Annotated in this window: 18 protein-coding genes and 1 riboswitch; of the genes, 10 read left to right on the top strand and 8 right to left on the bottom strand. The window is 57.8% G+C overall.

The window, feature by feature from the left end; translation table 11 throughout:
- Positions 1–228: 228 nt before the first annotated feature.
- Positions 229–1629: an alpha/beta hydrolase family protein gene (locus tag WX88_RS12975; protein ID WP_197076776.1), complete on the bottom strand. Its 1401-nt coding sequence runs from the start codon at positions 1627–1629 to the stop codon at positions 229–231.
- Positions 1630–1826: 197 nt separating this feature from the next.
- Here WX88_RS12975 and uvrA point away from each other — a divergent pair, with 197 nt between their 5' ends.
- From uvrA to WX88_RS12955, 4 genes are all read left to right on the top strand, one after another.
- Complete coding sequence (gene uvrA / locus WX88_RS12970; protein ID WP_046244823.1) at positions 1827–4694, top strand: excinuclease ABC subunit UvrA; 2868 nt, start codon at positions 1827–1829, stop codon at positions 4692–4694.
- Between the two features lie 430 nt (positions 4695–5124).
- Positions 5125–6006, top strand: coding sequence for a hypothetical protein (locus WX88_RS12965; protein ID WP_156176105.1), 882 nt, complete (start codon positions 5125–5127; stop codon positions 6004–6006).
- A gap of 90 nt (positions 6007–6096) precedes the next feature.
- On the top strand, positions 6097–6858 hold the full coding sequence (gene tpiA / locus WX88_RS12960) for a triose-phosphate isomerase (RefSeq protein ID WP_046244822.1): 762 nt from the start codon (positions 6097–6099) through the stop codon (positions 6856–6858).
- A 120-nt stretch (positions 6859–6978) separates the two neighbouring features.
- The gene (locus WX88_RS12955; RefSeq protein ID WP_231590695.1) at positions 6979–7362 is read left to right on the top strand and encodes a hypothetical protein; all 384 of its coding nucleotides are present in this window, start codon (positions 6979–6981) and stop codon (positions 7360–7362) included.
- A 153-nt stretch (positions 7363–7515) separates the two neighbouring features.
- On the opposite strand, the gene WX88_RS12950 is transcribed toward WX88_RS12955, so the two are convergent.
- From WX88_RS12950 to WX88_RS31385, 4 genes are all read right to left on the bottom strand, one after another.
- On the bottom strand, positions 7516–9522 hold the full coding sequence (locus WX88_RS12950) for a M1 family aminopeptidase (RefSeq protein ID WP_046244821.1): 2007 nt from the start codon (positions 9520–9522) through the stop codon (positions 7516–7518).
- Positions 9523–9667: 145 nt separating this feature from the next.
- Positions 9668–10804: a helix-turn-helix domain-containing protein gene (locus WX88_RS27625; RefSeq protein WP_052732649.1), complete on the bottom strand. Its 1137-nt coding sequence runs from the start codon at positions 10802–10804 to the stop codon at positions 9668–9670.
- Between the two features lie 416 nt (positions 10805–11220).
- Entirely contained in the window at positions 11221–11679 is a 459-nt protein-coding gene (locus tag WX88_RS31785; RefSeq protein ID WP_072053010.1) for an OmpA family protein, read from the bottom strand.
- Positions 11562–12263: a hypothetical protein gene (locus WX88_RS31385; protein WP_052732647.1), complete on the bottom strand. Its 702-nt coding sequence runs from the start codon at positions 12261–12263 to the stop codon at positions 11562–11564. The genes WX88_RS31785 and WX88_RS31385 overlap by 118 nt, the downstream gene beginning before the upstream one ends.
- A gap of 135 nt (positions 12264–12398) precedes the next feature.
- Between WX88_RS31385 and prmA the strand changes: the two genes are divergently transcribed.
- From prmA to WX88_RS12910, 6 genes are all read left to right on the top strand, one after another.
- Entirely contained in the window at positions 12399–13229 is an 831-nt protein-coding gene (gene prmA / locus WX88_RS12935; RefSeq protein WP_046244820.1) for a 50S ribosomal protein L11 methyltransferase, read from the top strand.
- A gap of 213 nt (positions 13230–13442) precedes the next feature.
- Entirely contained in the window at positions 13443–15959 is a 2517-nt protein-coding gene (locus WX88_RS12930; protein ID WP_046244819.1) for a TonB-dependent receptor, read from the top strand.
- Between the two features lie 692 nt (positions 15960–16651).
- Entirely contained in the window at positions 16652–18337 is a 1686-nt protein-coding gene (locus WX88_RS12925; RefSeq protein WP_046244818.1) for a sodium/sugar symporter, read from the top strand.
- Between the two features lie 268 nt (positions 18338–18605).
- Entirely contained in the window at positions 18606–19916 is a 1311-nt protein-coding gene (locus tag WX88_RS12920; RefSeq protein ID WP_046244935.1) for an APC family permease, read from the top strand.
- A 248-nt stretch (positions 19917–20164) separates the two neighbouring features.
- Positions 20165–20257: riboswitch (SAM riboswitch) on the top strand.
- A 468-nt stretch (positions 20258–20725) separates the two neighbouring features.
- Complete coding sequence (locus WX88_RS12915; RefSeq protein ID WP_046244817.1) at positions 20726–21271, top strand: carboxymuconolactone decarboxylase family protein; 546 nt, start codon at positions 20726–20728, stop codon at positions 21269–21271.
- A 68-nt stretch (positions 21272–21339) separates the two neighbouring features.
- Entirely contained in the window at positions 21340–21921 is a 582-nt protein-coding gene (locus tag WX88_RS12910; RefSeq protein ID WP_046244816.1) for a beta-class carbonic anhydrase, read from the top strand.
- A gap of 15 nt (positions 21922–21936) precedes the next feature.
- On the opposite strand, the gene bshB1 is transcribed toward WX88_RS12910, so the two are convergent.
- The 3 genes from bshB1 to WX88_RS12895 all read right to left on the bottom strand — a co-directional run.
- Positions 21937–22656, bottom strand: coding sequence for a bacillithiol biosynthesis deacetylase BshB1 (gene bshB1 / locus WX88_RS12905; RefSeq protein ID WP_046244815.1), 720 nt, complete (start codon positions 22654–22656; stop codon positions 21937–21939).
- Positions 22657–22889: 233 nt separating this feature from the next.
- Complete coding sequence (locus WX88_RS12900; protein ID WP_046244814.1) at positions 22890–23441, bottom strand: carboxymuconolactone decarboxylase family protein; 552 nt, start codon at positions 23439–23441, stop codon at positions 22890–22892.
- Positions 23442–23741: 300 nt separating this feature from the next.
- A partial coding sequence (locus WX88_RS12895; RefSeq protein ID WP_046244813.1) for a Glu/Leu/Phe/Val dehydrogenase family protein occupies positions 23742–24219 on the bottom strand: 478 nt, incomplete at its 5' end.

Here is a 24219-nt window from a genome sequence, read left to right as displayed (position 1 = left end):
TGCAAATAAGGCCAGAAATAGCATTGCGGGGGGTAGAAATCTCATCATGGGATTAGGCTATGGAGAGAGTGTAATTTTTATAGCAAATAGAAAGTAGAGCTGAAAAGTACGACATAGCTCCCTTATTGCCAACTTGTTTACGCAATAGTGAGCATTCGGTTGAAGTGCCTACGGCCAGCCCCCCCTAGCTAGCCATATTCAGTGGATTCATCAAACCTACGCTGCGGCTTATTTTTTGGACTGTTGCATTATCCAGCTACCAATAATTTGCAGCGCTTGCGGCGCAAAAGTTTCCTCGATAGTGCCGTATTCTTCCGGGCCACCAGTGCTAGCAGTTTGAAATAAATGGTTGAGTCCGGGCAGCTCTTGCACCATCACGTCGCGGTTGCCGCCGGCTTGGAGAGCGGTAGTGGTGGCGGCCAGGTTGCGAGTGGCAGGCACCTGTACATCCTTGCTGCCCCCGAGAGCCAGCACCGGACACTGTACTTTGGCCAAGGTCTCGGCGGGCCGGTCGGCCAGCAGTCGGCGGTAGTCGGGCGAGGTGGCGGCGGTCAGTTGCGGCTCCAGCTGAGCTAGCTGCTGCGGGGTGGCCGTGTGTGCGGGGTCGAAGAGGCGGAGGAGTTGCATCCGGAGCTGCGCATTATCGGGCGTTTGCTGGATCAGCCGGGTCATGGCGCGCTGCTGCTTTTCGATGGCGGCTAATTGGGCAGCATCAGTGGTTTTCAGGCGCGCCAAGGCCAATGATTGTTCCACAATCAGTTCGTCGCCCGCCAGGCCCGGCGCTGCCAGCAACACCAGAAAATCGGGCCCACCGGGTTGGATGGCAGCCCCAATGGCGGCCGTGCCCCCCTGGCTGTGCCCTAATAAGCCCACCTGATTTTGGCGGATGCCGGGCTGCGCCCGTAGCCAAGCCAGCGCGGCCTGGGCATCGGCGGTATAGTCGGCGCTGGTGGTGCCGGCCAGGGTGCCGCCAGATCGGCCCACGCCACGGTCGTCGAAACGCAGTACGACCACGCCCTGGCGGGCGAGGTAATCGGCGAGCACCGCGAAGGGCTGGTGTCCGAAAATGGTTCCGTTGCGGTCTTCTGGCCCCGAGCCCGTGAGCAGCACCACGGCCGGAAACGGGCTTTTGTCGGCGGGCACGGTATAGGTGCCGGCCAGGGTCACGTTGGCCTTCTCGTTTTTGAAGGTGATGTCGGCCTCCAGGTAGGGGAAGGGTGGCTGGGGCTTTTGGGGGCGGCGTGGGGCGGTACTCGGCTTGGCTGGGTCGCCTTCACGAGTTAGCGTAAGCGGAAAAACTCGCAGCCCTTGCTGCCACTCGCCCAGCAGCTGCTGGCCGTCGGCGGAGCGGCGGCCGGCGAATTTGGCGCTGGGCTGCGCGATGCGCAGGTACACGCTGTCGCCGGGAGCTGTGAATTGCATGGTCATGCCTCGCACGTTTTGCACCGGAATGTCGAACGTGGCCGTTCGGGGTCCGGCGGCTGGGTCGGCCAAGTGGAATGTAAAGTCGATGGGCCCTATCGCAGCGGTCCAGGTGCCCGTGAGGCTGGGACGGGCCGTTTGGGCCTGCGCGCCGGTGGTAGCTAGCAGTGCCACGGCTGCGGCGCTGCAGAAAGTGCGAGTAAGCATTTGCATAACAAGGAGGAGCTTGTACTGATATTCGATACTCCGCAACTTAGGATTAAATAATCAAGCTGCCACTCGGTTGGTCACGGTTTATTATTTAAAATCAATTTACCCTGGCTTACCCGCGGCCGTACCTTCGTAACCCCAAGCGGTGGCATCCGGCCGAAACCTTCCGGCCCCTTCCCGCTGTTGGTTTATTTATGCCCAAAAAAGACTCGTTACAAGTATCGGCCCCCGCTGCCGACCCCATTGATAGCCTTGACCCGCGCGAATTCATCCTCATTAAAAACGCCCGGGTTCACAACCTAAAAAACCTCAGCGTAGCGCTGCCGCGCAATCAGTTTATCGTGGTGACTGGCCTGTCGGGGTCGGGCAAGTCGAGCCTGGCGTTTGATACGCTGTATGCTGAAGGTCAGCGCATGTACGTGGAAAGCCTGAGCAGCTACGCCCGGCAGTTTCTGGGCCGGATGGACAAGCCCGATGTAGATTACATCCGCGGCATCTCGCCGGCCATCGCCATCGAGCAGAAGGTCAGCATCAAGAACAACCGCTCGACGGTGGGCACCAGCACCGAGATTTACGACTACCTCAAGCTGCTGTTTGCGCGGGTGGGGCGCACGTTTTCGCCCGTCAGTGGCGAGCAGGTGCGGAAGGATAACGTAGCTGATGTGGTCGATTTTCTGGCCACCCGGCCCGAGGGCACCAAGGTCATGATTCTGGCCCCGCTGCACCGCCCCGACCCAACCCGGCCCATGAGCAAGGAACTGGATTTGCTGCTGCAAAAAGGCTACAGCCGCGTAGTGGTGAACGATGAGACGGCCTTCATCGAAGAGCTGATAGGGGAGGGGAAGCCCGAGGTGAAGGGCGACGTTTTCATCATGATTGACCGCGCAGTTTTGCGACCCAATGATGAAGACTTGCTTTTCCGCCTATCGGACTCGGTCCAAACCGCTTTTTTCGAAGGCCACGGCACCTGCCTAGTGCAATTGACTGCTGACGCGGCCGGAGATGCACAGCCAGGCACCGAAACTCGCACCTTCTCCGACAAATTTGAGCTGGACGGGCTGGTGTTTGAGGAGCCGAGTGTCAACTTCTTTTCCTTCAACAATCCTTACGGCGCCTGCCAAACTTGCGAGGGATTTGGCTCGGTGTTGGGCATTGATGAGGACCTGGTCATCCCCGACAAGAGCCTGACCGTGTACGAGGGCGCCATCGCGCCGTGGCGCACCGAGAAGCAAGGTGAGTGGCTCAAGCCGCTGCTGAAAAACGGCATCCGCTTCGACTTTCCCATTCACCGACCTTACAATGAGCTCAGCGAAGCCGAGCAGCGCCTGCTCTGGACCGGCAACAAGCACTTCCAGGGCCTTGACGCTTATTTTAAATGGGTAAGCGAGCAGACCCACAAAATCCAGTACCGCGTGCTGCAAAGCCGTTACCGGGGCCGCACCGTATGCCCCGACTGCCGCGGCACCCGCCTGCGCAAAGACGCGCAGTACGTGCGCATCGACGGCAGCAGCATCGCCGACATCGTGCTACTGCCCATCTCCGACGCGCTGAGCTTCTTTAACAACCTCAGCCTGAACGAGCACGACGCTAAAGTGGCCGAACGCCTCGTGACGGAAATTACCAACCGGCTCGGCTACCTCAACCGCGTTGGGCTGGGGTATCTGACCTTGAATCGTTTGAGCAATACGCTCAGCGGCGGCGAGAGTCAGCGCATTTCTCTGGCTACTTCGCTGGGTTCGGCGCTGGTGGGCTCGATGTACGTACTTGATGAGCCCTCAATCGGCCTGCACCCCAAAGACGCCGAGCAGCTCATTGGGGTGCTGCGCTCGTTGCAGCAACTGGGTAATACCGTCGTAGTGGTGGAGCACGAGGAGAAGATGATGGAGGCAGCTGACCAGATTATCGACATCGGTCCCGAAGCCGGCAGTGGTGGCGGCAACCTCATGTTTCAGGGTACCATGCAGGAACTACTGCAGGATACTGGAACCTACACCGGCCAGTACCTGAGCGGCCGAATGGAGGTGCCCGTGCCCAAAGTGCGCCGCCCCTGGCGCAATGCTTTGGAGCTGACCGGTGCCCGCGAAAACAACCTCAAAAACGTGAGCGTAAAAATCCCACTCGGCATAATGACGGTGGTAACCGGCGTGTCGGGCTCGGGCAAGTCCACGCTTATCAAGCGAATTCTGGCTCCGGCGCTGATGAAAATGCTGGGCGGTGGCGCAGGCGAAAGCACCGGCAAATTCGACCGCCTCACCGGCGTCAACGGGCAAGTGTCGCACGTCGAATTTGTGGACCAGAACCCCATCGGCAAATCGTCGCGCTCAAATCCGGTGACTTATGTAAAGGCCTACGATGCCATTCGGACGCTGTTTTCGGAGCAGCCTTTGGCCAAGGCCCGGGGCTTGAAACCGTCGCATTTCAGCTTCAACATTGACGGGGGCCGCTGCGAAGTTTGCCAGGGCGAGGGCCAGGTGAAAATTGAGATGCAGTTCATGGCCGACATCTACCTGACTTGCGAGGGCTGCGGCGGACGCAAGTTCAAGCAAGACATTCTGGAAATTAAATTCCAGGATAAGGGCATTGACGAAGTGCTAGAGCTGACCGTGAGCGACGCCGTACAGTTCTTCAAAAGCCAGCCCAAAGTGGCCGACCGCCTCAAGCCTCTCGAAGATGTGGGCCTGGGCTACATCCGCCTTGGCCAGTCGGCCAACACGCTCAGTGGCGGCGAGGCCCAGCGTGTGAAACTGGCTTCTTTCCTCACCAAAGGCGCCACACTCCAGCAAGACAAAATTCTTTTCATATTCGACGAACCCAGCACGGGCCTGCACTTCCACGACATCGCCAAGCTGCTGGGCGCTCTAAATGCGCTGATTGAGCAGGGCAATTCTGTGCTCATCATCGAGCACAACGTCGATATCATCAAGTGCGCCGACTGGCTCATAGATCTGGGCCCCGAAGGTGGCCTCAACGGCGGCCATCTGCTCTTCGAAGGTACGCCCGAGGAAATGGTGAGACTCAAGGACTCCAACCATACTGCCCGTTTTTTGGCGGAGAAGGTTTAAGCCAGATAGTCATGCAGATAGCATGCAATTGACCATATAGTTCGGATACGCGCTGATTGATTTGTAAAAACCTTATCAGAGTGATTTTGGAGTCGATGTATCGCAACGCGAACTGTGTAGTTCGCGCTACTGCTCGCTGTACACTGGTGCCGAAACTACCCTAATAGTTAACTAGATACTACAAGTGCGGAGTTGAAAGCATGAACTTTCAATTCCGCACTTGTAGTGTTCAATTGAACGTCAGCTAGCGTTCAGCTTATAAGATTGCTTTCGCATCCTGAAAATTCTACATTTAGTCTTGTTACCAGCAGCTATTAGAAGACAATTAGCGTCTTACCTGTTACGGGTAGACTGAAGCGGAACCGTTCCTAAGGATAAATACGTAAGTTCGCCACCCCTCCAAATTCGTTAATTCCCAACCATTGCGATTATGTCGAAGTCAACACCACCCTCGGACCACTACGCTGCCCCGAATCGGTCGGCCATGGGTAGGGTGTGGCGATGGGCAACGGCGCTAGCTGTTTTTGGCAACATTTTTCTTAATTATTACTCGAATACCCACCCCTTTGCCGGGCAGACCATGGGTATGGTTTCGGCCCGGTACCCAACGTTGCTCACGCCAGCCGGCTATGCATTTAGCATCTGGGGGCTGATTTTTCTAGGGCTGGCGGTGTACGCCGTGTGGCAACTGCTGCCGGCACAACGCGCACTGTCATTGCCCGATGCCGTAGCCAAGCCGCTCATGTTGGCCAGCGTGGCCACCGGGACTTGGGTCGTCCTATTCGCCTACGAGTTGATTTTGCCCAGCGTGGGCGTGATGCTCGTCATCCTGGGTTCTCTCGTGGTGGTTTACGGCCGGGCCCGGCGGCGGGTGTTTGCCGGTGCCGCCCCCACGTTGGCCAGCATTCCGTTTTCGCTGTATCTGGGCTGGATTTCGGTGGCTTCAGTCATCAACATTACCATTGGTTTGCGGCAGTTAGGTTGGCAGACCGCCGAAGACCTGTCGGTGACTCTGGCCCTGGGTTTGCTCTTCGTGATTGTGTCTCTGGCCCTGCTAATCAGCTGGGCATTTCGGGATATGGTGCTTCCGCTGGTAATGGCCTGGGCCCTGGCGGCCATTTGGGTGGTGCGGCTGCGCGAAGTACCAGAGCTGGGCTGGACGGCCCTGATTGGCGCCACGGTGGCGGCGCTTGGCGGAATCCTGCTGTCGCGGCTGGGCGGGCGCAAAACCTCCTGGCAGCTACGCGACGAAGCCGCTGTCGCCATTGAGGCCGAAATAGCGGCCCGCCGGCCCGTGCGGGCCGGCGAGTAGGCCGGCTGACCGACGCGCTTGGTTTTGGGCCTGGGGTTTGGCAGTTAGCTTTGCGGGCCATACCTCCCACTATACCCGCCCTCTCCGCTTATGCGCCAAAATCTCGTTGCCGGCAACTGGAAAATGAACCTGACCTACCCCGAGGGCCTAGCCCTGGTAGAAGAAATAACCCGCCTGGCTGGCGATGCCGGTGCTACTGGCCCGGAAATCGTGGTCTGTCCACCGTTCCCGTTGTTGCACGGCGTGGGGCAGGCGCTGCCACAGGGCGGCAGGTTTCACCTGGGTGCTCAAAATTGCCATCAGAAAGAAAGCGGTGCTTTTACTGGCGAAGTATCAGCCAAAGTGCTGGCCTCGGTGGGCTGCGAGTACGTCATCCTAGGCCACTCGGAGCGCCGCCAGTATTTTGGTGAAGACGATGAGCTACTGAGCCAGAAGCTGAAAGCTGCCCTGGTAGCGGGCCTGAAACCCATTTTTTGCGTGGGAGAGTCGCTCGACACCCGCGAGGCCGACGAGACGTTTGCCTTCATCAGCAAGCAGCTGACTGATGGCCTGTTTCACCTCAGCAATGAGGAATTCGAGCAAGTAACCATCGCCTACGAACCCATCTGGGCCATTGGTACGGGTCGCACGGCCAGCAGTGCCCAGGCGCAGGAAGTGCACGCCTTCATCCGCGAGCAAATTGCCCGCGCCTACGACGCCCAGGCGGCCCTCAATACTACTATTCTCTACGGGGGCTCGGCGAATGCGCAGAATGCGCGGGAGCTTTTTTCGCAGCCCGATGTTGATGGCGGACTGATTGGTGGCGCCTCGCTGAAAGCGGTAGACTTTGCCACTATCATTCAGTCGTTTTAAAACTAGCGCGAACTTTGCGTTCTCGTTTCCGCGTCGTTAAGGTTGCGTCGGGCGTGGGCTGTGAAGTTCGCGTTACGGCCAGTCCGGCGTTATTCCTCGCAACATCCTGCTGCTCCGACTATGTTCTTTTCCTTTCTGCTTACGGCTTTGCTGGCGGCTGCGCCCGCTCATCACTCCGCTGCTGCTGCGCCGCAAGTAGCCCGAATTCACGCTACTGGTTCGCTGGAGCCGTGCAAAATATACGGCTCCGTTTACCTCGAAACCGACCCCAGCCGGCGCAGCTACTGCTTCGGTACCGTGTACGTGGAGCCCGAGGAAGCCTTTGCCGACCTGCTCGTTTTCAAGGAAAACAACAAGCTCTTTGCCGACCGCGCCGGGCTCTGGGCCGACGCTCCCGCCCGCGACTTCGCCGACTATGTGCTGTTCGTAACACCCGACCGGGGCAAGGCGGACTTCGCAATTCACTACACCACGGTGCGCTCATTTGCCGGCTGCAAGCAGTAGCGGGTTAGTCTCAGCAAATAGAGCAGCTAGGGCATTAAGGAGCTTGCCAAAAGACTCTTAACGTGCTAACTGCTCTATTTGCTGATACAGGACTTGGTAGACAAGCGGCCTCTGGCTCAAACCCGAACGGCTTCTGAGAGACTACCCAGCGTCTTATTCTCTGACAAAACGCATTTCGCTGATATTGCCTTTGGCAGTGGTCAGGCGCAGATAATACAAGCCCGGCTGTAGTTGACTGGTATCAATGCGGGTGGTACTCGGGGTCAGGTGTTGACGGAACACCACCCGCCCGACGGCGTCACCTATTTCAGCCTCCGCCGCCTGATTCAGCGCTTGCGGTAGTTGTAGCTGCTCACGGCAAGGATTTGGGTAAGCCTGTAAACGCCTGGCAGCAACGGCCTGAGGTGTAGAAAGCACCAGCGTATTGTCGCGCGTAATACTGCCGACGCCGTTGAGAATCCATTGATTGGGGTCTACGATAAGGCTGGCAACCGTACCCGTGACGGGCACACTGAAACCGGATAGCGGCTGGCCCTGGCGCAGGCGTACGGTTTGCATGGTGCCATCGGTATAAGTGAGTTGGTAGTCCACGTCCGTATCGAAAAAGGGCGTGACGGTCGGCATGGACGTGGTTTCGTTCGTGCGCACATAGAGCGTGTTGCCGACTTGGTTCCAGCGCACCTCGAAGCTGGGATAGCCTTCGCCTTCGTACCACTGATCGAAGAAATATTGCAGCGAACGGCCGGCCTCAGCCTCAAAGATGCGTTGCAGGTCGCGGGTGCGAGCCGTGCGGCCGGCGTAGGTGCTCTGGTAGGTGCGCAGGGCCCGGAAGAACTTCGCATCGTCATTTAACAGATAGCGCAGCATGTGCACCACAAAGGCCCCTTTGGCGTAGCTCAGGCGCTGGTCGAAGATGCGCTCCACATCCATCGTATCTGGCACCTGAACGCTGCCGCCAGTTTCGGATAATACCAGCCCGCTGCCTTGGTCTAAGAACATCTGCGCGTCTGTGGGGGACAAGGTTTGTAGCGCTAGATAAGAGCCATAGGTAGCGAAACCCTCGTTGAGCCACATATCCTGCCAGGAGGCGCACGTTACATTATCGCCAAACCATTGGTGAAACAGCTCATGGGCTACGAGCAGGACGTCATCAAAGGTACTTATTGTCGTCATGGTCTGGTTTTCTACTGCTGTTCCCGGCGACTCAGGCACAAGACTGTGCCCATATTTCTCATTCGCGAAGGGGTACAGGCCCACCAGATTGGAGAAGTTCTCAATCATGGTCGGCACCAGGTCCAGTTGCGGCTGTGCTTGGTCGATGGCCGCTTGGTTGTAGAGATAGTTAAGGGTGGGAATGCGCGGGCCGCCGGTGGGGCTGGCATAGTTAACGTATTCCACGTAAGGGGCCACAGCTACCGAAATGAGGTAGTAGGCAATCGGATTGCGGGACTTCCACTCGTAGCGGCTTTTGTTGCCAGGCAGCGGCGTCACCCGCTCCAACAATCCGTTCGAGCCTACCTTGTTCAGGCGACTCGTCGTCACCCACACGTCTACTGAGTCGGCCTTATCGGTGAGTACTTGCTTGCACGGGAACCACTCGTACGAAAAGAAGGGCTGGCTGAGGCTCCAGGTCACGTTCACACCGGAAGTGGCATCCTGGTTCGTCTTCAAGGCACTGCGCGGTCCGGTGCTGGGCGCCGTGCCGTGGTAGTAGATGAGGGCATTGAACAACTGCCTCGTAGGTACGGCCACCCCCAGCCCGACGCTAACATCGCCCGCGACTCGACGCATACCGGTGGCCCGGCGCCCCTCCACCACCACCGAGTCAATGGTGTAAGTAGGATAGAGTTCGAAGGCCAGCGTATCGAGGTTTGTTGTGCCATTACGAGCCTGGATGCGCACTGATCCCGCGACATCGACAGATGTGTTTTCCAGGGCTAGGTCCAGCTTATAATAGTTGATGTCGTAGCGCTCCATTTGCTGCCGGTGGCGCACGGTGGTAAGGGGCCGTTGGGCCGCAGCCACTAGGTGGGCAGCCGCACAGTGCTGGGCTGCATCCGGCTTGATGGCGGACGACTTCACAAGCGGCTGGGCCGCCGTGCTCAGACTAAGCGAGGAGCCCGCCGCGAGCAGGCAGCAGAAGCGAAATAGGTTTTTCATACGGGGTGTGGTTTGGATGAATCAGAACCCAAAGCTTCCCGCAAAAAAACCGGCTATCGTCTACGTAAGCTTAGCCGAATAACAAACGGACAGACAGCTGTCCACGTACACTTAGGTGGATAGGTAACCACCTGATATGAAAGGGTTAACTGTTTTTTGCAAATTCAGATGGTGAACAGCCCACAATGTCTTTGAAAGCCTTGTAAAAGGTGGATTTGGCATTGAATCCGGCCTGGTAGGCGATGCCGAGCATGTTGTAATGTGCGCAAGCGGGGTCGCGCAACAGGCGCTTACTTTCCTCGACCCGGTAGCGGTTCACGAACTTATAGAAGCTCTCGCCGAAGCCTTCGTTCAAGACTTGAGACAGATGATTGGGGTTAAGCTCTAATTGTTCGGCTAGCGCAGTTAAGGACAACTCATTATTGAGGTAAGACTTCGCCTCATCCATGTGCGTCGCGATTCGCGCCATCAGGACTTGCATATCCTCTGGGGTCAAGGTCGAGTTACGGTAGCGTACTTCCTTTTCCTGCTCATTCTCCAGAACAATAAGCTGAACAGCTGCCGCCTCGGCTTGCCCAAAAACGTATTCTTGGGCGATGGCGTGGTAGCTGACCCAGTAGCTAAAACCCAATAAGGTCAGCCCCAGGATATAGGTCGTATGGTTTGTTTCGTTGACTATCAGCCAGGCAACGAATAGTATCGTAGCCATTAGTAATAAATTCCGCAGCCAGTGCAATTGCCGGTTTTCAACCGCAGAGGCCACCTCCTGAATGACGCGCCCATGCTGTAGGAGCAGGCGGTAGCAGACTACCCCATACAAAAACAATTGCGCTTCCTTGAAATAAGATGCCAAATCATAATGTGGAATATTTGACCTGTTCCCTTGCTTGAGATAAGCGAGTTTAATAGACGAGCCACTCGTATAGAACTCCCAAAGTAACAGGAAATAAATGAGCAAAGGCAACAGGTGCAGCAGATGCCGGAGCCGCAACCTAAAGCCGGGGCGAGTCTGATAAAGAATGTAGCTATAGAGTAGAGGCCCCAATAGAAGCGTCAGGAAAGGGTCATACTCCATCCAATGAGGATAAGACTTGAAGAAATCGTTAACTCCGAGGATATCACCCAAAAAGCTTATGGCCAGACACAGCATCAAGACGGCGAGCATAACGTTTGCTTTCCGATTTCTGGCCTTTTTCAACATGCTAACAAGCAAGGCTGCCAGCAGCAGGTTGATAATTGCAACGGCAACGCAGTCATCATACCAGCTAAGGTGTAAAGTCATGCAGCAAACTATTGAGCGTATATAATACAAAAATCACTGAATACTGAGCTGCTGCGTACCGGCTAAGCACAGCGGTGTGTAGTTGCGCCGGAAAACGGTCTGAAGCACCTGCCCGTTGCCCTTTATGAATGGTTTGGAGAACGTCCTATTCAGTTAGCAGCACTCAGATAACGGCGTACGGTAGGTGAATCTTCACAATAAAAGCACTAGCCCACATGCTGCTGAGTTTGGAGGATTTGTCGCGATGAAGCGAATTACCCCGAAACGTGGGCTTACCTGCTAAGCTCAATTGCCTGAAGTAATCCAATTCATGGTAGCCCAAGCTTTGCTGAGACTACCCTTAGCGTAAGCAGTCCCTAGAAGAAACCAAAAAGCCCTTCCACAATCCGTGGAAGGGCTTTATTCACGCTGCAATATTAGCGCTTTACTAATTCTACGCGCCGGTTTTTCGCTTTGCCGGGCTCTGTGGCATTGTCGGCTAAGGGTTTGCTTTGGCCGAAGCCGGCGGCTTGTAGGCGGTTGGCTGCAATGCCTTCATTGGTGAGGGCGGCTACCACGGCTTGGGCCCGGGCTTCGGAAAGCTGCTGATTGTGAGCGGGCGTGCCGACGTTGTCGGTGTGGCCTTCCACGGCGAGCTGTAGTGTCGGGTTACCCTGCAACAGCTTCAGGACTTCGGCCACTACTGGCTCCGATTCGGGTTTGATGCTGGCCCGGTCGGTGTCGAAATTGACGTAAAGCGTCGCCCGGCCTTCCGTATCTAGTTTTTTTTTAACTCGTCGGCTTTCATCACTGTGGCCTCCTGGGGCATGGCCGCGCGCTCGGTCACGTTGAGCGCGTAGTTGCCGTCGCTGCCCAATGGCGTGACTTGCACCCACACTTCCTTGTCTTTCTGCCGGATGACGTAGGTATCCGTTACGTGGTCGGTGCTGATGACCCATTTGCCGTGCTTGTAGACTTCGTCGTTGCCCAGCTTGTCGATGGCGGCCCGCTCGACCTTGCCCGAGTGCACCTTCGTCGCGCCCAAGGTCTTGAGCAAGTCCTCGTAGTTGCGCTGAATCATCAGCTCCGAAGCCTTGCGGTCGCCGTGGTCCAGCAGGCGTTGCGATACCTTGCCCTCAACGGTTACCAGGTTTTTGCCGTCGTACACGTAGGAGCGCTCAAAATCATAGGCTTCGCTGTTACTGGTGTTCACGGTGTAGCCCTTCAGCGGGCCGAGATAGGGGAAACTGCCCAGCTCCGCGCTGGTTACGGGTACCGTGTTGATATCGAACGTGACGGCCTGCGCAGTATCGGACTTGGCCACGGCGGCGTCGGTGGTGGGTTGGGTTGCCGCAGCCGTTTCGGCCGGGGCCGCAGGAGCAGTGACCTGAGTGGTTTGCTTGGCGTCTTTGTTGCCACAGGCACTGAGGCCATTGGTCACGGCAAGGGCGACCAGCAGGTAATGATGAATCTTAGTCATGAAAAGGGGATGACGATGAAACCATTTGTTGACACAAATAAAGCTATTGATTCGCGGTTGTGGCCGGGATGAAGCGCGACAATTCGTTTTCGGCGACTTTTGTGCGGAATTAACTTTTTATGACGCGCTGCGCCCATGGATTTTATTGAACTGACCGTTGAAGCCCCGCGGGAGCTGGCTGATATTCTGGTAGCCGAACTGGCCGAAGTAGGCTTCGATACTTTTGAGGATAACGACGCGGGCTTTTGCGCTTACACTACCGAAGACGCCTTCAACCCCGACGCCGTGGCCGAAATCATGAGCCGCTACGCCGGTATCGGCGAGCTGAACCACTCGCACCGCATCATCACCCGCCAGAACTGGAACGCCGAATGGGAGAAGAATTTCCAGCCGCTCATCATTGCTGACCGGGTTTCGGTGCGGGCTCCGTTCCATCCCAAGCCGGCCGGCGTCGACTACGACATCGTCATCATGCCGCGCATGTCGTTCGGCACCGGCCACCACGAAACCACCGCGCTGATGATAGAAAACCAGCTTAACGTTGACCATAAAGGCCTGCGCGTGCTCGACATGGGCACCGGTACGGGCATTTTGGCCATCATGGCCGAAATGCTGGGCGCCCGCCAGGTGCTGGCCGTTGATACCGAGCCCTGGACCGTGGAAAACGCCCGCGACAACGCCGCCGAAAATCAGTGCCACGCCATTGAGTGCCGTTTGGGTGGGGTCGAAACCCTGGCCCATGAAGAGCCTTTCGACCTCATCTTGGCCAATATCAACCGCAACGTGCTGCTCGAAGACATGCACGAGTATGCGCGCCTGCTGCCCAGTGGCCAGCTCATCCTGTTCAGCGGGTTTTATGAGGAAGACTTGGCCAAAATCACCGCCGAGGCCGCCCGTCACCGCTTGCGGTACAGGGAGCATCGCACGCTGCGCAGTTGGGTGTCGGCCATCTTTGAGAAAGAGTAGGCCGGAGCTTTCACCAAGTAGAGTCTTTCACAAGAGCAGCAAAAACCCGGCTAAACCGGAGTTGCCCCCGCCGGTAGGGGTGGGGCTGCCGTCTCGAAACCACTCGCGGGAGGCGGGGCGTAGTGTTCGGGCTTCATGGCTTCGCCATCTTTGCGTTGTAATCCAGCGGCTGGTTCAGTAATTAGAACTGGCTGTTTTCGACAGAAAGTCAACATGAAAGTAGTGCGAGTGCAAACTGGGGTTCTGGCCGTCTTGCTGGCTAGTGGCGTGGCGCTAACGGCTTTTCGCCCGCAGCCCACCGATGAGGGGTTAGTTGAGCGGATTGCACGCCAGTTGGGCGAGTTCTATTCGGCCGCCCAGCAGGAAAAAGCCTACCTCCACCTCGACCGTCCGGTGTACGCTACTGGCGAAACCATCTGGTTCAGCGCCTACGTGGTCGATGCCACGCGGCACCAGCTCGACTCCCTCAACCAAGTGCTGTATGTAGACTTGCTCTCGCCCCAGCAAAAGGTAGTGGCCCGCCGCACCCTGCGCTTGCAGGGCGGCCGGGCCAGCGGCGACCTCGATATTGCCGACTCCTTGGCCGCCGGCACCTATGTACTGCGCGCCTACACCAACTGGATGCGCAACGCGGGCGACAACTTCGTTTACAGCCGCCGCCTCAACATCTGGCCGGCCTCGCCCCTGGGGCCGCAGGAGCCCACCGACAATGCCACGGCCGCTGGTCGCAAAGCCACCGGCCCGGCGGGCGCAGCCAACAAGCCCGACGTGCAGTTTTTTCCGGAGGGTGGCTACCTGGTAGAGGGGCTGCCCGGTGTGGTAGCCGTTAAAGCTACCGATGTCAGCGGCCGGAGCATCGATGTGCGCGGTCAGGTACTAAATGCCCAGAATAAAGTGGTGGTCAGTGCCTTCAGTAGCCGTCACGCCGGGATGGGACGGTTTGCCATCGTGCCTGGTGCCGGCCAACGCTACCATGCCCACCTCACCCTGCCCGACGGCAGCTCCGCCGACTACCCCTTGCCGGCCGTGCAGCCCACGGGCTACACCCTGCACGTGGTCGAAAGTAGCACGGACTTCCTGGTAGAAGCGCGCTACCGGGGGGCGCCTGGCACACCGGCTTCCGGCCCGGTGCAGCTCTTCACGGAGGTGCGCGGTGTGGTGGCCTACCCAGGGCCCCGCCCCGTGACGGCTGACGCCCCGGCCGTGTGGCGCATGCCAAAGAAGAATTACCCAAACGGCATCGTGCATTTCACGCTGTTCAACGCGCTGGGGGAGCCGCAGTGCGAGCGGTTGGCGTTTGTGCAGAATGGGCCGGCGGGGTTGCGGATGACCGTCACGGCCGACCAGCCCAGCTACGGACCCCACGCCCCAGTGCAACTCACGGTGCGCGTAGCCGATGCGACGGGCCAGCCCGTGGCCACCAACTTCTCGGTAGCAGTGAGCGACGCCGGTCTTAGTGCTCTCGACATCAATGCGGAAACCATTGCCTCCAACCTGCTGCTAACTTCCGACCTGGTGGGCTACATCGAAAACCCAGGGTACTATTTCCGGGAGCAGTCGGCTGCCACGGCTCAGGCCCTCGACGACCTACTGTTGACTCAGGGCTGGCGGCGGTTTGTCTGGAAAGAAGTGCTGGCCGGGCGGGCCCCGGCTATTCGCTTCAGCCCCGAGAAGGAAATTGTACTGACCGGGCAGGTAGTGAGTGAGCACGGCAACCGCCCCATTCCCAACAGTCAGCTGACCTTTCTGCAAACAAGGCCCGCGAAGAACATCACCACGGCTACCACCGACGCCCAGGGGCGCTTTACTTTCCTGGGCTTCCCGTTGCGCGATACGGCCGTGATTACGCTCCAGGCGCGGCGCTCGCAGGGCGGCAGCAACGTTATTATTCGTCCCGATAACGGCCCGACTCCCGATGGGCGGCTCTTGCCCCCGCTGCCGTCGCTGGCAACCGCGCCGGCCGGTGTGGCCGCCTTCGTACGCCGCAGCCGCCAGGCCCAGGCCGCCGACCTCGACCTGCACCCCGAAAAGGGTATCCGCAACATCAACCTGGGCAACGTGGCCGTAACTGCCAAGCGCGAAGCCGTTCCCCGCGACGACCCCCGCCGACTTTACGGGGCCACGGGAGGCACGGTGATTGATTTTGCCAATATGCCGCAAGGCCAGTCGGGCATGTCGGTGCTTCAGCTGCTGCAAGGCCGGGTGGCGGGCCTGACCATCAGCGGTACGCCGCCCAATATGACGGCCCAAATCCGAGGCAGCGGCACGCCGCTATTTATTCTGGACGGCCAGCGGGTCGATATCGATTTAATTACCAACCTGCCTTCTGCCGATATCGAGTCGGTAGAAGTATTCAAAGGGCCCGAGGCGGCCATCTTTGGCGGCACGGGTGGGGCCATTGCTATTTATACCAAGCGGGCCGACCCCAAGTACAAAGGCGCTGACCTGCCCCCGGCGCCCGGCATCGCCACGATAAAGCTTCCCGGCTTCTACCAGGCTCGCGAGTTTTACCAGCCGCGCTATAACGCCCTACTCACCAACCCGCCCCTCGATCCGCGCACCAGCACCCTCTACTGGAACCCCAGCGTGCGCACCAACGCCAAGGGCGAAGCCGAGCTGCACTTCTTCACCGCCGATGGCAGCGGCACTTTCCAAGCCGTAGTCGAGGGCCTGAGCCTGGATGGGAAGCCCGTCCTCGGTTCGGGTACCATGGTGGTGCGCGGGAAGTGAGCCTCGCAGTCAACTCTGCTGGGGTTTTATCTAGTGGCTCAGCTATTACCCCGCAGTCTCGGCCTAGCCGCGGCAGGTTTGTACAACGAACGGCGGGAAATAGGTAAAACCGCATAGCACTGACAGAAACGTTTGAACTATACTGTCACCGTTACGCGGCTTTGAATCCGGCATGGCCTGCTGCTACAAACCTATGCCATTACGCAACTACTCACCATCGCACGTGTGAAGTAGTTGACGGCAATTGACTTAATGTTTAGACGATAGAGGGTTTGGAGTACACCGTGTGGGTGGTTTGCAAGGTATGCCGGCGCTGCTTCAAGCGCTTCCGTATTCTGCACACAGGTTTTAGTTGGTCTTTCCCGAAAAAAAGTCTATTCCGAGTGATTCGCGAGAGCGCCTAGCGGCGGATGCGCGACAAGCAGCACCAAAAAGTCAGGCTTGTTCTGGCTTTTTTTATTAGCCTTAGTCCTCAAGTGGAGGTCTGATCGGTGCTTCAGCTGCCAAAATACTGCTCTGCTTTCGTGCAATCGATTGCGCCAAATAGCTTCTTAAAGCGAGCGAGGTTGAAAATAATACTTTCAGAAGCGGTTTTTTTACCGGAACATTGCTTTCCCATAGCTTCGCTATTTTGGCGCCAATCGGTACCTGAGCCAGCTACTATGCTTTAATTCCCACCCCTTCCTTACTCAATGAACAAGCTCGCCACGATTGACTACATCGTCTTTTTCGTTTACTTCATCATAGTAGCCGGCTACGGCATCTGGATTTACCGCCGCAAAAGTGGCCACGACGGCACGATGGAAGGTGATTCGAAAGACTACTTCCTCGCGGAGGGCTCCCTGACGTGGTGGGCCATTGGTTCGTCGCTGATTGCGTCCAACATCTCGGCCGAGCAGTTTGTGGGCATGTCGGGCTCGGGCTTTAAGATGGGCTTGGCCATTGCCACTTATGAGTGGATGGCCGCCATTACGCTGGTGGTCGTGGCCGTGTTCTTCATTCCGGTGTACCTGAAGAATCGCATTTTCACGATGCCACAGTTCCTGAGCCAGCGCTACAATAGCACGGTAGCCATGATTATGGCGCTGTTCTGGCTGGCGCTCTACGTGGTGGTTAACCTGACCTCGATTCTCTACCTCGGGGCCATTGCCATCAGCAGCATCGCTGGGCTCAACCTTACTTTCTGCATGTACATGCTGGCCGGGTTTGCCGTCCTCATCACCCTAGGCGGCATGAAGGTGATTGGCTTCACCGACGTTATTCAGGTATTCTTCCTCATTCTGGGCGGTCTGGCTACTACCTACTTGGCCCTGAATATGGTGGCTGAGCACTACGGCACCACGGGTGTGCTCAATGGCTTCAATCTGATGACTAAGAATGCCGGCGACCATTTCCAAATGATTTTCCACCGCGAGAATCCCAACTACATGGATTTGCCGGGCCTTACGGTGCTGCTCGGCGGCATGTGGATTGTGAACCTGAATTACTGGGGTTGCAACCAGTACATCACCCAGCGCGCCCTCGGCGCCGACCTGCCCACGGCCCGTGCCGGCATCCTGTTCGCCGCCTTCCTCAAGCTGCTGATGCCTGTGATTGTGGTACTGCCCGGCATTGCGGCCTTCGTGCTCTATAAGAGCAACGTGTTCAGCGGCGAGATGATGCAGAATGGTGAGCTCAACCCCGACCGTGCCTACCCGGTGCTGCTCAACATTCTGCCTGTGGGCCTCAAGGGCCTGTCCTTCGCCGCCCTCACCGCGGCCGTAGTAGCCTCACTGGCTGGCAAAGCCAATAGCATCGCCACCATTTTCACGCTCGACGTCTACAAGAAAGTAATCAACCCCGAAGCATCGGAAAAGACCTTGGTTTCGACCGGGAAAATTGCCGTAGTGGTGGCCATGATTCTGGGCGTGCTCATCGCGCCGCACCTGGGCATCGACAAAAAAGGTGGTTTCCAGTACATTCAGGAGTACACCGGCTTCGTGTCACCCGGTATTTTCGCCATGTTCATCCTGGGTTTCTTCTGGAAGAAAACGACGTCGACGGCGGCCCTGTTTGCCACCATTGGTGGCTTCCTGCTGTCGGTAATGTTCAAGTTTATGCCGGGCTTCATCGACCTTTCGTTCCTGGCTCCCCTCGGCTTCGCGGTGAGGCCGGAAGGCTCTAACATCTACGAGATTCCCTTCCTCGACCGCATGGGTTTTGTCTTCATCATCTGCGTCGTGATGATGATAATTATCAGCCTGTACGAAACCAGCCGCGGCGTGAAAACCAACGGCTTGGAAGTTGACAGCAGCATGTTTAAGCCCCAGCCAAGCTTTACCATCGGCGCGGCGGCCATCATCGTCATCCTCACCACGCTCTACACCATTTACTGGTAAAGCCGGGCGGGTGTGGTTTTGCTTTCATACCCGCACCTGAAGAAGTTTAGCGAACTGAATAAATCCTGTCGCGGGGCAAGGTCCTAAGCCTCGCCCCGCGCTTGCCGTAAGGCTCCGCCGTCGAAACCCCGGTTACATTGCCAGGCAAAACCTTACCTGCTCGTGAAGTCGATAGAAAACCACCCCTGTTGTTGTTGCCCCGCCATTGTCTGATTTGGTGTAGTGGGGCCGCGCTGTGGCCCGTTTTCTGTCGGCTTTTTCGTTTCGTATGCCTACTGCCCCCGCGGCTACTTCGCGGCCCGACCTGATTCGCGGCATCCGCCGTTGGGACTTCGTGGCTCTCATTATCAACATCACCATCGGGGCTGGTATCCTGGGGTTGCCCGCCAAGATTTATGCGCTGGTAGGAGCCTACAGTCTGGTGGCGTATGGCGCTAGTGCGGCCATTGTAGCCCTCATCATCCTGTGCTTTGCCGAAGTCAGCAGTCGGTTTAGCGGCGCGGGTGGGCCATACTTATACGCTCGGGAAGCCTTCGGGCCGCTGGTGGGTTTTGAAGTGGGCTGGCTTCTGTGGGTTTCGCGCCTGGCTAGCTTCGCGGCCCTCTGCAACTTGTTTGTCGACTACGCGGCATACTTCTGGCCGGCGGCGGGGGTGGGGGGCGGCCGGGCTGCCCTCATGGCTGGCCTCATCGTTAGCCTCACCCTCCTCAACCTAGTAGGCGTACGCACGGCTTCTCTGGTTAATAACCTCTTTACCATCAGCAAAGTATTAGTGCTGGTGCTATTCACGGGCGCGGGGCTGTTCTTTATTGACTGGCAGGCTTTTTCCTTTGCCGTGCGACCAACGTACCCCAGCTTCTCCGGTGCCGTGCTGCTGCTCATCTTCACCTTTTCCGGGTTTGATGTGGCGGCCATTCCGGCTGGTGAAATTCAGCAGCCCCAGCGCAATGTGCCATTTGCGCTGTTCACGGCTATTGCCACGGTGGCCGTGCTATTCCTGCTGGTACAGGTGGTGTGTATTGGCACGCTGCCCGGCCTGGCTACAGCTGAGCGGCCTTTGGCCCAAGCTACCGAGCGGTTTCTGGGGCCGGCTGGAGGCGCGTTTATCGCGGCGGCGGCCATGCTCACAGCCCTTGGCACACTCAACGCCCTCATGCTGACAGGACCGCGCCTGCTCTTCGCCCTAGCCGAGCAAGGCCAGATTCCGGCCTTTTTCAGGGCCACGCACCCACGTTTTCGCACCCCGTACGTGGCTCTGCTCGTGTCAGCAGGGTTGAAGTTGGGCCTAGCCATCTCTGGCACTTTTATCTATGCTCTGACACTCAGTACCATCATTCGGCTAACCTACTTTGCCCTCACCTGTGCCTCGCTGCCGGTGCTGCGTCGTCGCTATCCGGCCGCACCCGCGCCGTTTCGTTTGTGGAGCGGCGGCGCAGTGGCGGCCCTCTGCGTAGTGCAGTGCATGTGGCTGCTGGCGAATAGCGAAGCCGCCGCCGCGCGCGACGTGGCCGTGGCCGCCGCAGTGGGGTTGGTGTTGTATTTCTTATTCAATTCCACTACAAAAGCTGCTGGCAAATGAATGTCGGCCATCGGCCAGTTCGAAGTCGTGGCCGGGATTCAATGCTAGTCCGATAAGTATACCAACTGGAGAATGGCTGCCGCCCGCCACGATTACCATAATTGCTTGGTTAATAGAGAAGTGTAGCGCATAAATCACCCGTTGGTAAGTAGATTTTTGGCCTGCGCTGGTCTCGTCGCACCTTGCTTGCTATTGTCGTTATGGTTGTGCTACCTTTGATGTATCAATTCCTCTTGTTTGAAGGATTGTTTTTATACAGAGGCGTGGAGAGACAGGCTCTATGATACGCCGGCAACCATCCGCAACCGCGGGCAAGGTGCCAAGTCCTGACCATATAAAAACAAGTTACCATGGTTTACGCCAACCTACTTCCCGTCAACACTTCCTCCTTCCTCGCGTCGTTGCGCCCGTGTTGTTGCTTGTCCACGGCCGGCGAGTGTGCGGAAGTAAGGGTGGTAGTGGGTTGTTGAGGCTAGCCTAATCCCGCTTTGGCCCTTGCACTTGGGGCCACTTTCCGCGTTGGCTCCGCAATTGGTGGCCACAGATGCGTCCCACAGTCTGGCCGTTGCCGAGTCCTGGCGCCCAGTCGTCGTGGATTCCTCAACTCTCTTCACTTTCTCGGCCCACGCTAACGAAGCCGGTATTGACGCAGGTTGCGCGGTGGTTGCCCGCTTCCTGATGCGTTCAGCGCGTCGGCTACGAATTTCCCCGCGCAGCATTCTTCCTCCTATTTCGTGCCAGCGTGGCCACTGATAAATCTTCATACCGGGCATTTCCCCGTTTTAACCCTCTTTCTTGCTTATTTCTATATGCCCGCACTCCTAGAAGTTCTGACTCGCGAACAGGCACCTGCTGCAGCTCAGCCCACGTTCGATGGTCTGCACGATAAGCTGGGCTTCGTGCCCAATCTCTACGCCACTTTTGCCCATTCGGCCCCGGCCCTGAACGGCTCCATCGGCTTTGCCAATGCCTTGGCAAGGGGTGAATTCAATGGCCGCGAAATTGAAACCATTTATCTGGCGGCCTCCGAAGCCAACCACTGCGACTATTGCATCGCCGCGCACACCACCGTGGGCCAGTTTCAGGGCTTAACGACTGCCGAAACTCGCGCCGTGCGCACTGCCAGCAGCAACGACGCCAAGCTCAATGCCGTGGCCGCACTCACGCTGGCCATTGTGCACACCAACGGGCACCCAGATGCGGATGTGGTAGCAGCGTTTTTCGCCGCTGGCTACAGCAAAGCGGCCCTGGTAGAACTCATCGGCTTCATCGCCGTGAACACCTTCAACAATTACGTGCAACACCTCGCTAACGTGCCCATCGACTGGCCGGTAGCCGAGTCGCTGCCGGCCTAAGCAGCCAAGTATTCTGCCGCGATTACTCCGTTTTTTTACCTCACTTTTCAATCTTCACCTCAACCCCAATGAGTCAGATTCTTGATGAAGTTCTCGCGGCTAACGCGCAGTATCAAGCCGGTTTCGGCGACAAGGGCAGCCTGGCACTGCCACCCGCCCGGCGCTTCGCCATCCTCACCTGCATGGATGCCCGCCTCGACCCAGCTAAGTACGCCGGTCTATCGGAAGGCGACGCGCACGTCATCCGCAACGCGGGCGGCCGGGCCAGCGACGACGCCATCCGCTCGCTGGTAATTTCCTATAAATTGCTCGGCACCAAGGAGTGGTTTGTCATTCACCATACCGACTGCGGCATGCAGTATTTCACCGACGACATCATCCGCGACTTGCTCTCTCAAAGCCTGGAAACGGCTATTGTGAATGAAACAGGCTGGCACGACGTGGGCCAGGGTCCGGGCTCCGACGAAGCCCGGTTCATCTCCTTTCTCACCATTCGGGACCTAGCTGGCAGTGTGGTCGAAGACGTGACCCGCATTCGCCAGCACCCGCTCGTGCCCGCCAACATCCCCGTCTACGGCTACATCTACGACGTGAAATCCGGCCAACTCATCGAAGTGCCCGAAGCCACTACGGCCGGCCGCGCTGCCTGATAGCAGAGTTAGGCGTCAGCGCAACTGAGAAATGTCGCTGACGCCTAATTCCCGGCGGCAGGTGAAGCCCTCGGCATAGCCAGCCCCAATGATTTCGCCCAGCACTCGCGACCGCGCTTCCAGCGTTTGGAGAAAAGAGGGAGTAGAGATGTAGGTCTCCGTCGATTCTTCATATTCTGGGTTATAAAACTGGCTTTTGAAGGCCTGAAGCACCGCTATCTTCTGCCGCCAGTAGGCCGTGATATCGACTGCCACATCGGGCCGCACGTAGGAATTGTGAATGGCTTGCAGCACCAGCTGGGGGCGCCACGGTGCCTGCGGCGCGCCATTATCCTCTGTTTTCAGGGTAGAAAGGCCCGCCAGGTCGGCAGCATCGTGCACCAGGTCGGCGGCCCGGCCGTGGTCGGGGTGGCGGTCAATATTCGGGTTGGTAATCAGAATATCAGGCCGGTAGCGGCGGATAACCTGGATGACCTGCCGCTGATGGGCTTCGTCATTCACAAAAAAGCCGTCGCGCAGGCGCAGATTTTCCCGCACGTGCAGGCCGAGCAGCTGCGTGGCGGCGGCAGCTTCCGCATCACGCTGCTCGGCCGAGCCCCGGCTGCCTAACTCACCCCGGGTGAGGTCGACTACTCCCACGCGTCGGCCAGCGGCTATCTGCTGGAGTAGGGTGCCAGCGCAACCAAGTTCGGCATCGTCGGGGTGTGCCGCAATCATCAATACATCAAGCTTCATAGAAGGCAGAAGGGATAGCAAGGGAGGGGGCTCATGGTGCTTAAAGTCCATCCTAAAAATAAGCTGAGCCAGAAAAAAAATGTGTCATGCGAGGTAAAATATTTTATTTGGCGTCAGTAAATCAAATGTTTACAGACAAAATGTAAAATCTTTCACTTCGCATGACGCTCAGCCTTTCGGCAGTAGGCTCTGGTAATAAATAAATGGTCAGGCTCTACTTGCCCTGTATTCGGTTACGCTGCGGGGCGGAGGGCAGGGGCAGCCGGGCCATGCAGCGAGGGCGGCGTCAGATGGGCTACGTAGCTGTGAAAAGTGTTGGCTGCTATCAGGCCAATCAGTTCTACCAGTGCTGCTTTGGAGTAGCCCGCTGCGAAAAATTGAGCAAGATGAGCCGGTTCGGGACGGCCCTGGGTGAGCACAACGGCACGCGCCAAGACTGCTATAGCCTGAAGCCGGGGGTCGGAACTGGTGGCAGTGCGGGCGGCCAGCATCTCTACTTCGGTCAGTCCACAGAGCCGACCGGCGGCGGTGTGTACGGCCAAGCCATCAGCGCAGTGATGTGCTTCGGAAGCAGCCAGATAAGCTGCTTCGATTTCGGCACCGTCGAGCTCGCCGGTGCGCAGGGTGGTGGCAAACTCAAGGTAGCCATTGAGGGCCGGGGCCGAATGTGCTACCGTAGCATAGAGTTTGGGCACAAACCCCAGCCGGCTGCGCAGGCTGTCTAATACGGGCTGCGCATCTTTGGGTGCCTTGGCACGGGTTAGAGTATTCAGAATCTTCTTCATGACAACCGCAACTCTGCTGAGGCAGCGTATTGGGCAGACGGTGGGGAATGGGAGCGGCTGATACTGAATAAAGTCGAAAGCGGCTCAAGCCGTAACCGTCGACTTTATTCAAGCAAAATGGCTTGCTAATACGGCATCGAACGTTGGTCAGGCCGCCTCTAACGGAATGACCAGAGCAGTTTCACAATTAAAGAGCCGTTCGATATCTGCGCTGCCTTTTTTAATACTAGGAATACCGTACTCCGCGCCCGAGCAGGTGGTGAATGCTCGAACGAGTGGTAAACGATTTATAGAACCAGTTTAGTACGTTGCCTTCACCCGACCCACGCTGGCAATTCGCTCTTCGGCCTGGCGAATGGCCGCAGCTTGGGGGTGCGTGCCCTCCTCTTCGGCTTTATCGAGAACCTGGAGGGTGAAATCGTAGATTTTTTCGGTTTGGGTGAGGGCGCCTTGGCGACTGGTGCCGACGACTTCGGAGTAGACGTTGATCAGGCCGCCGGCATTGATGAGGAAGTCGGGGGCGTAGACGATGCCGCGGCGCACGAGTTCGGGGCCGTGCTGGTTCTCGTTCTTGAGCTGGTTGTTGGCGCAGCCGGCCACGACCCGGCACTTGAGCCGGGGAATGGTCTCGTCGTTGAGCGTGGCGCCCAGTGCGCAGGGAGAGTAGATGTCCAGGTCCTGGTCGTAGATGTCCTCCAGGCCCACGGCCGTGGCCCCGAAACGGTTGGCCGCATCCAGGGCGCGGTCTTCGTAGTAGTCGCTGACGAAGAGCTGGGCG

The organism is Hymenobacter terrenus (genome assembly GCF_000972495.1).
GTDB lineage: Bacteria > Bacteroidota > Bacteroidia > Cytophagales > Hymenobacteraceae > Hymenobacter > Hymenobacter terrenus.
The sequence above is the reverse complement of the archived record's forward strand: the minus strand, read 5'-3'. Positions and strand labels throughout refer to the sequence as shown.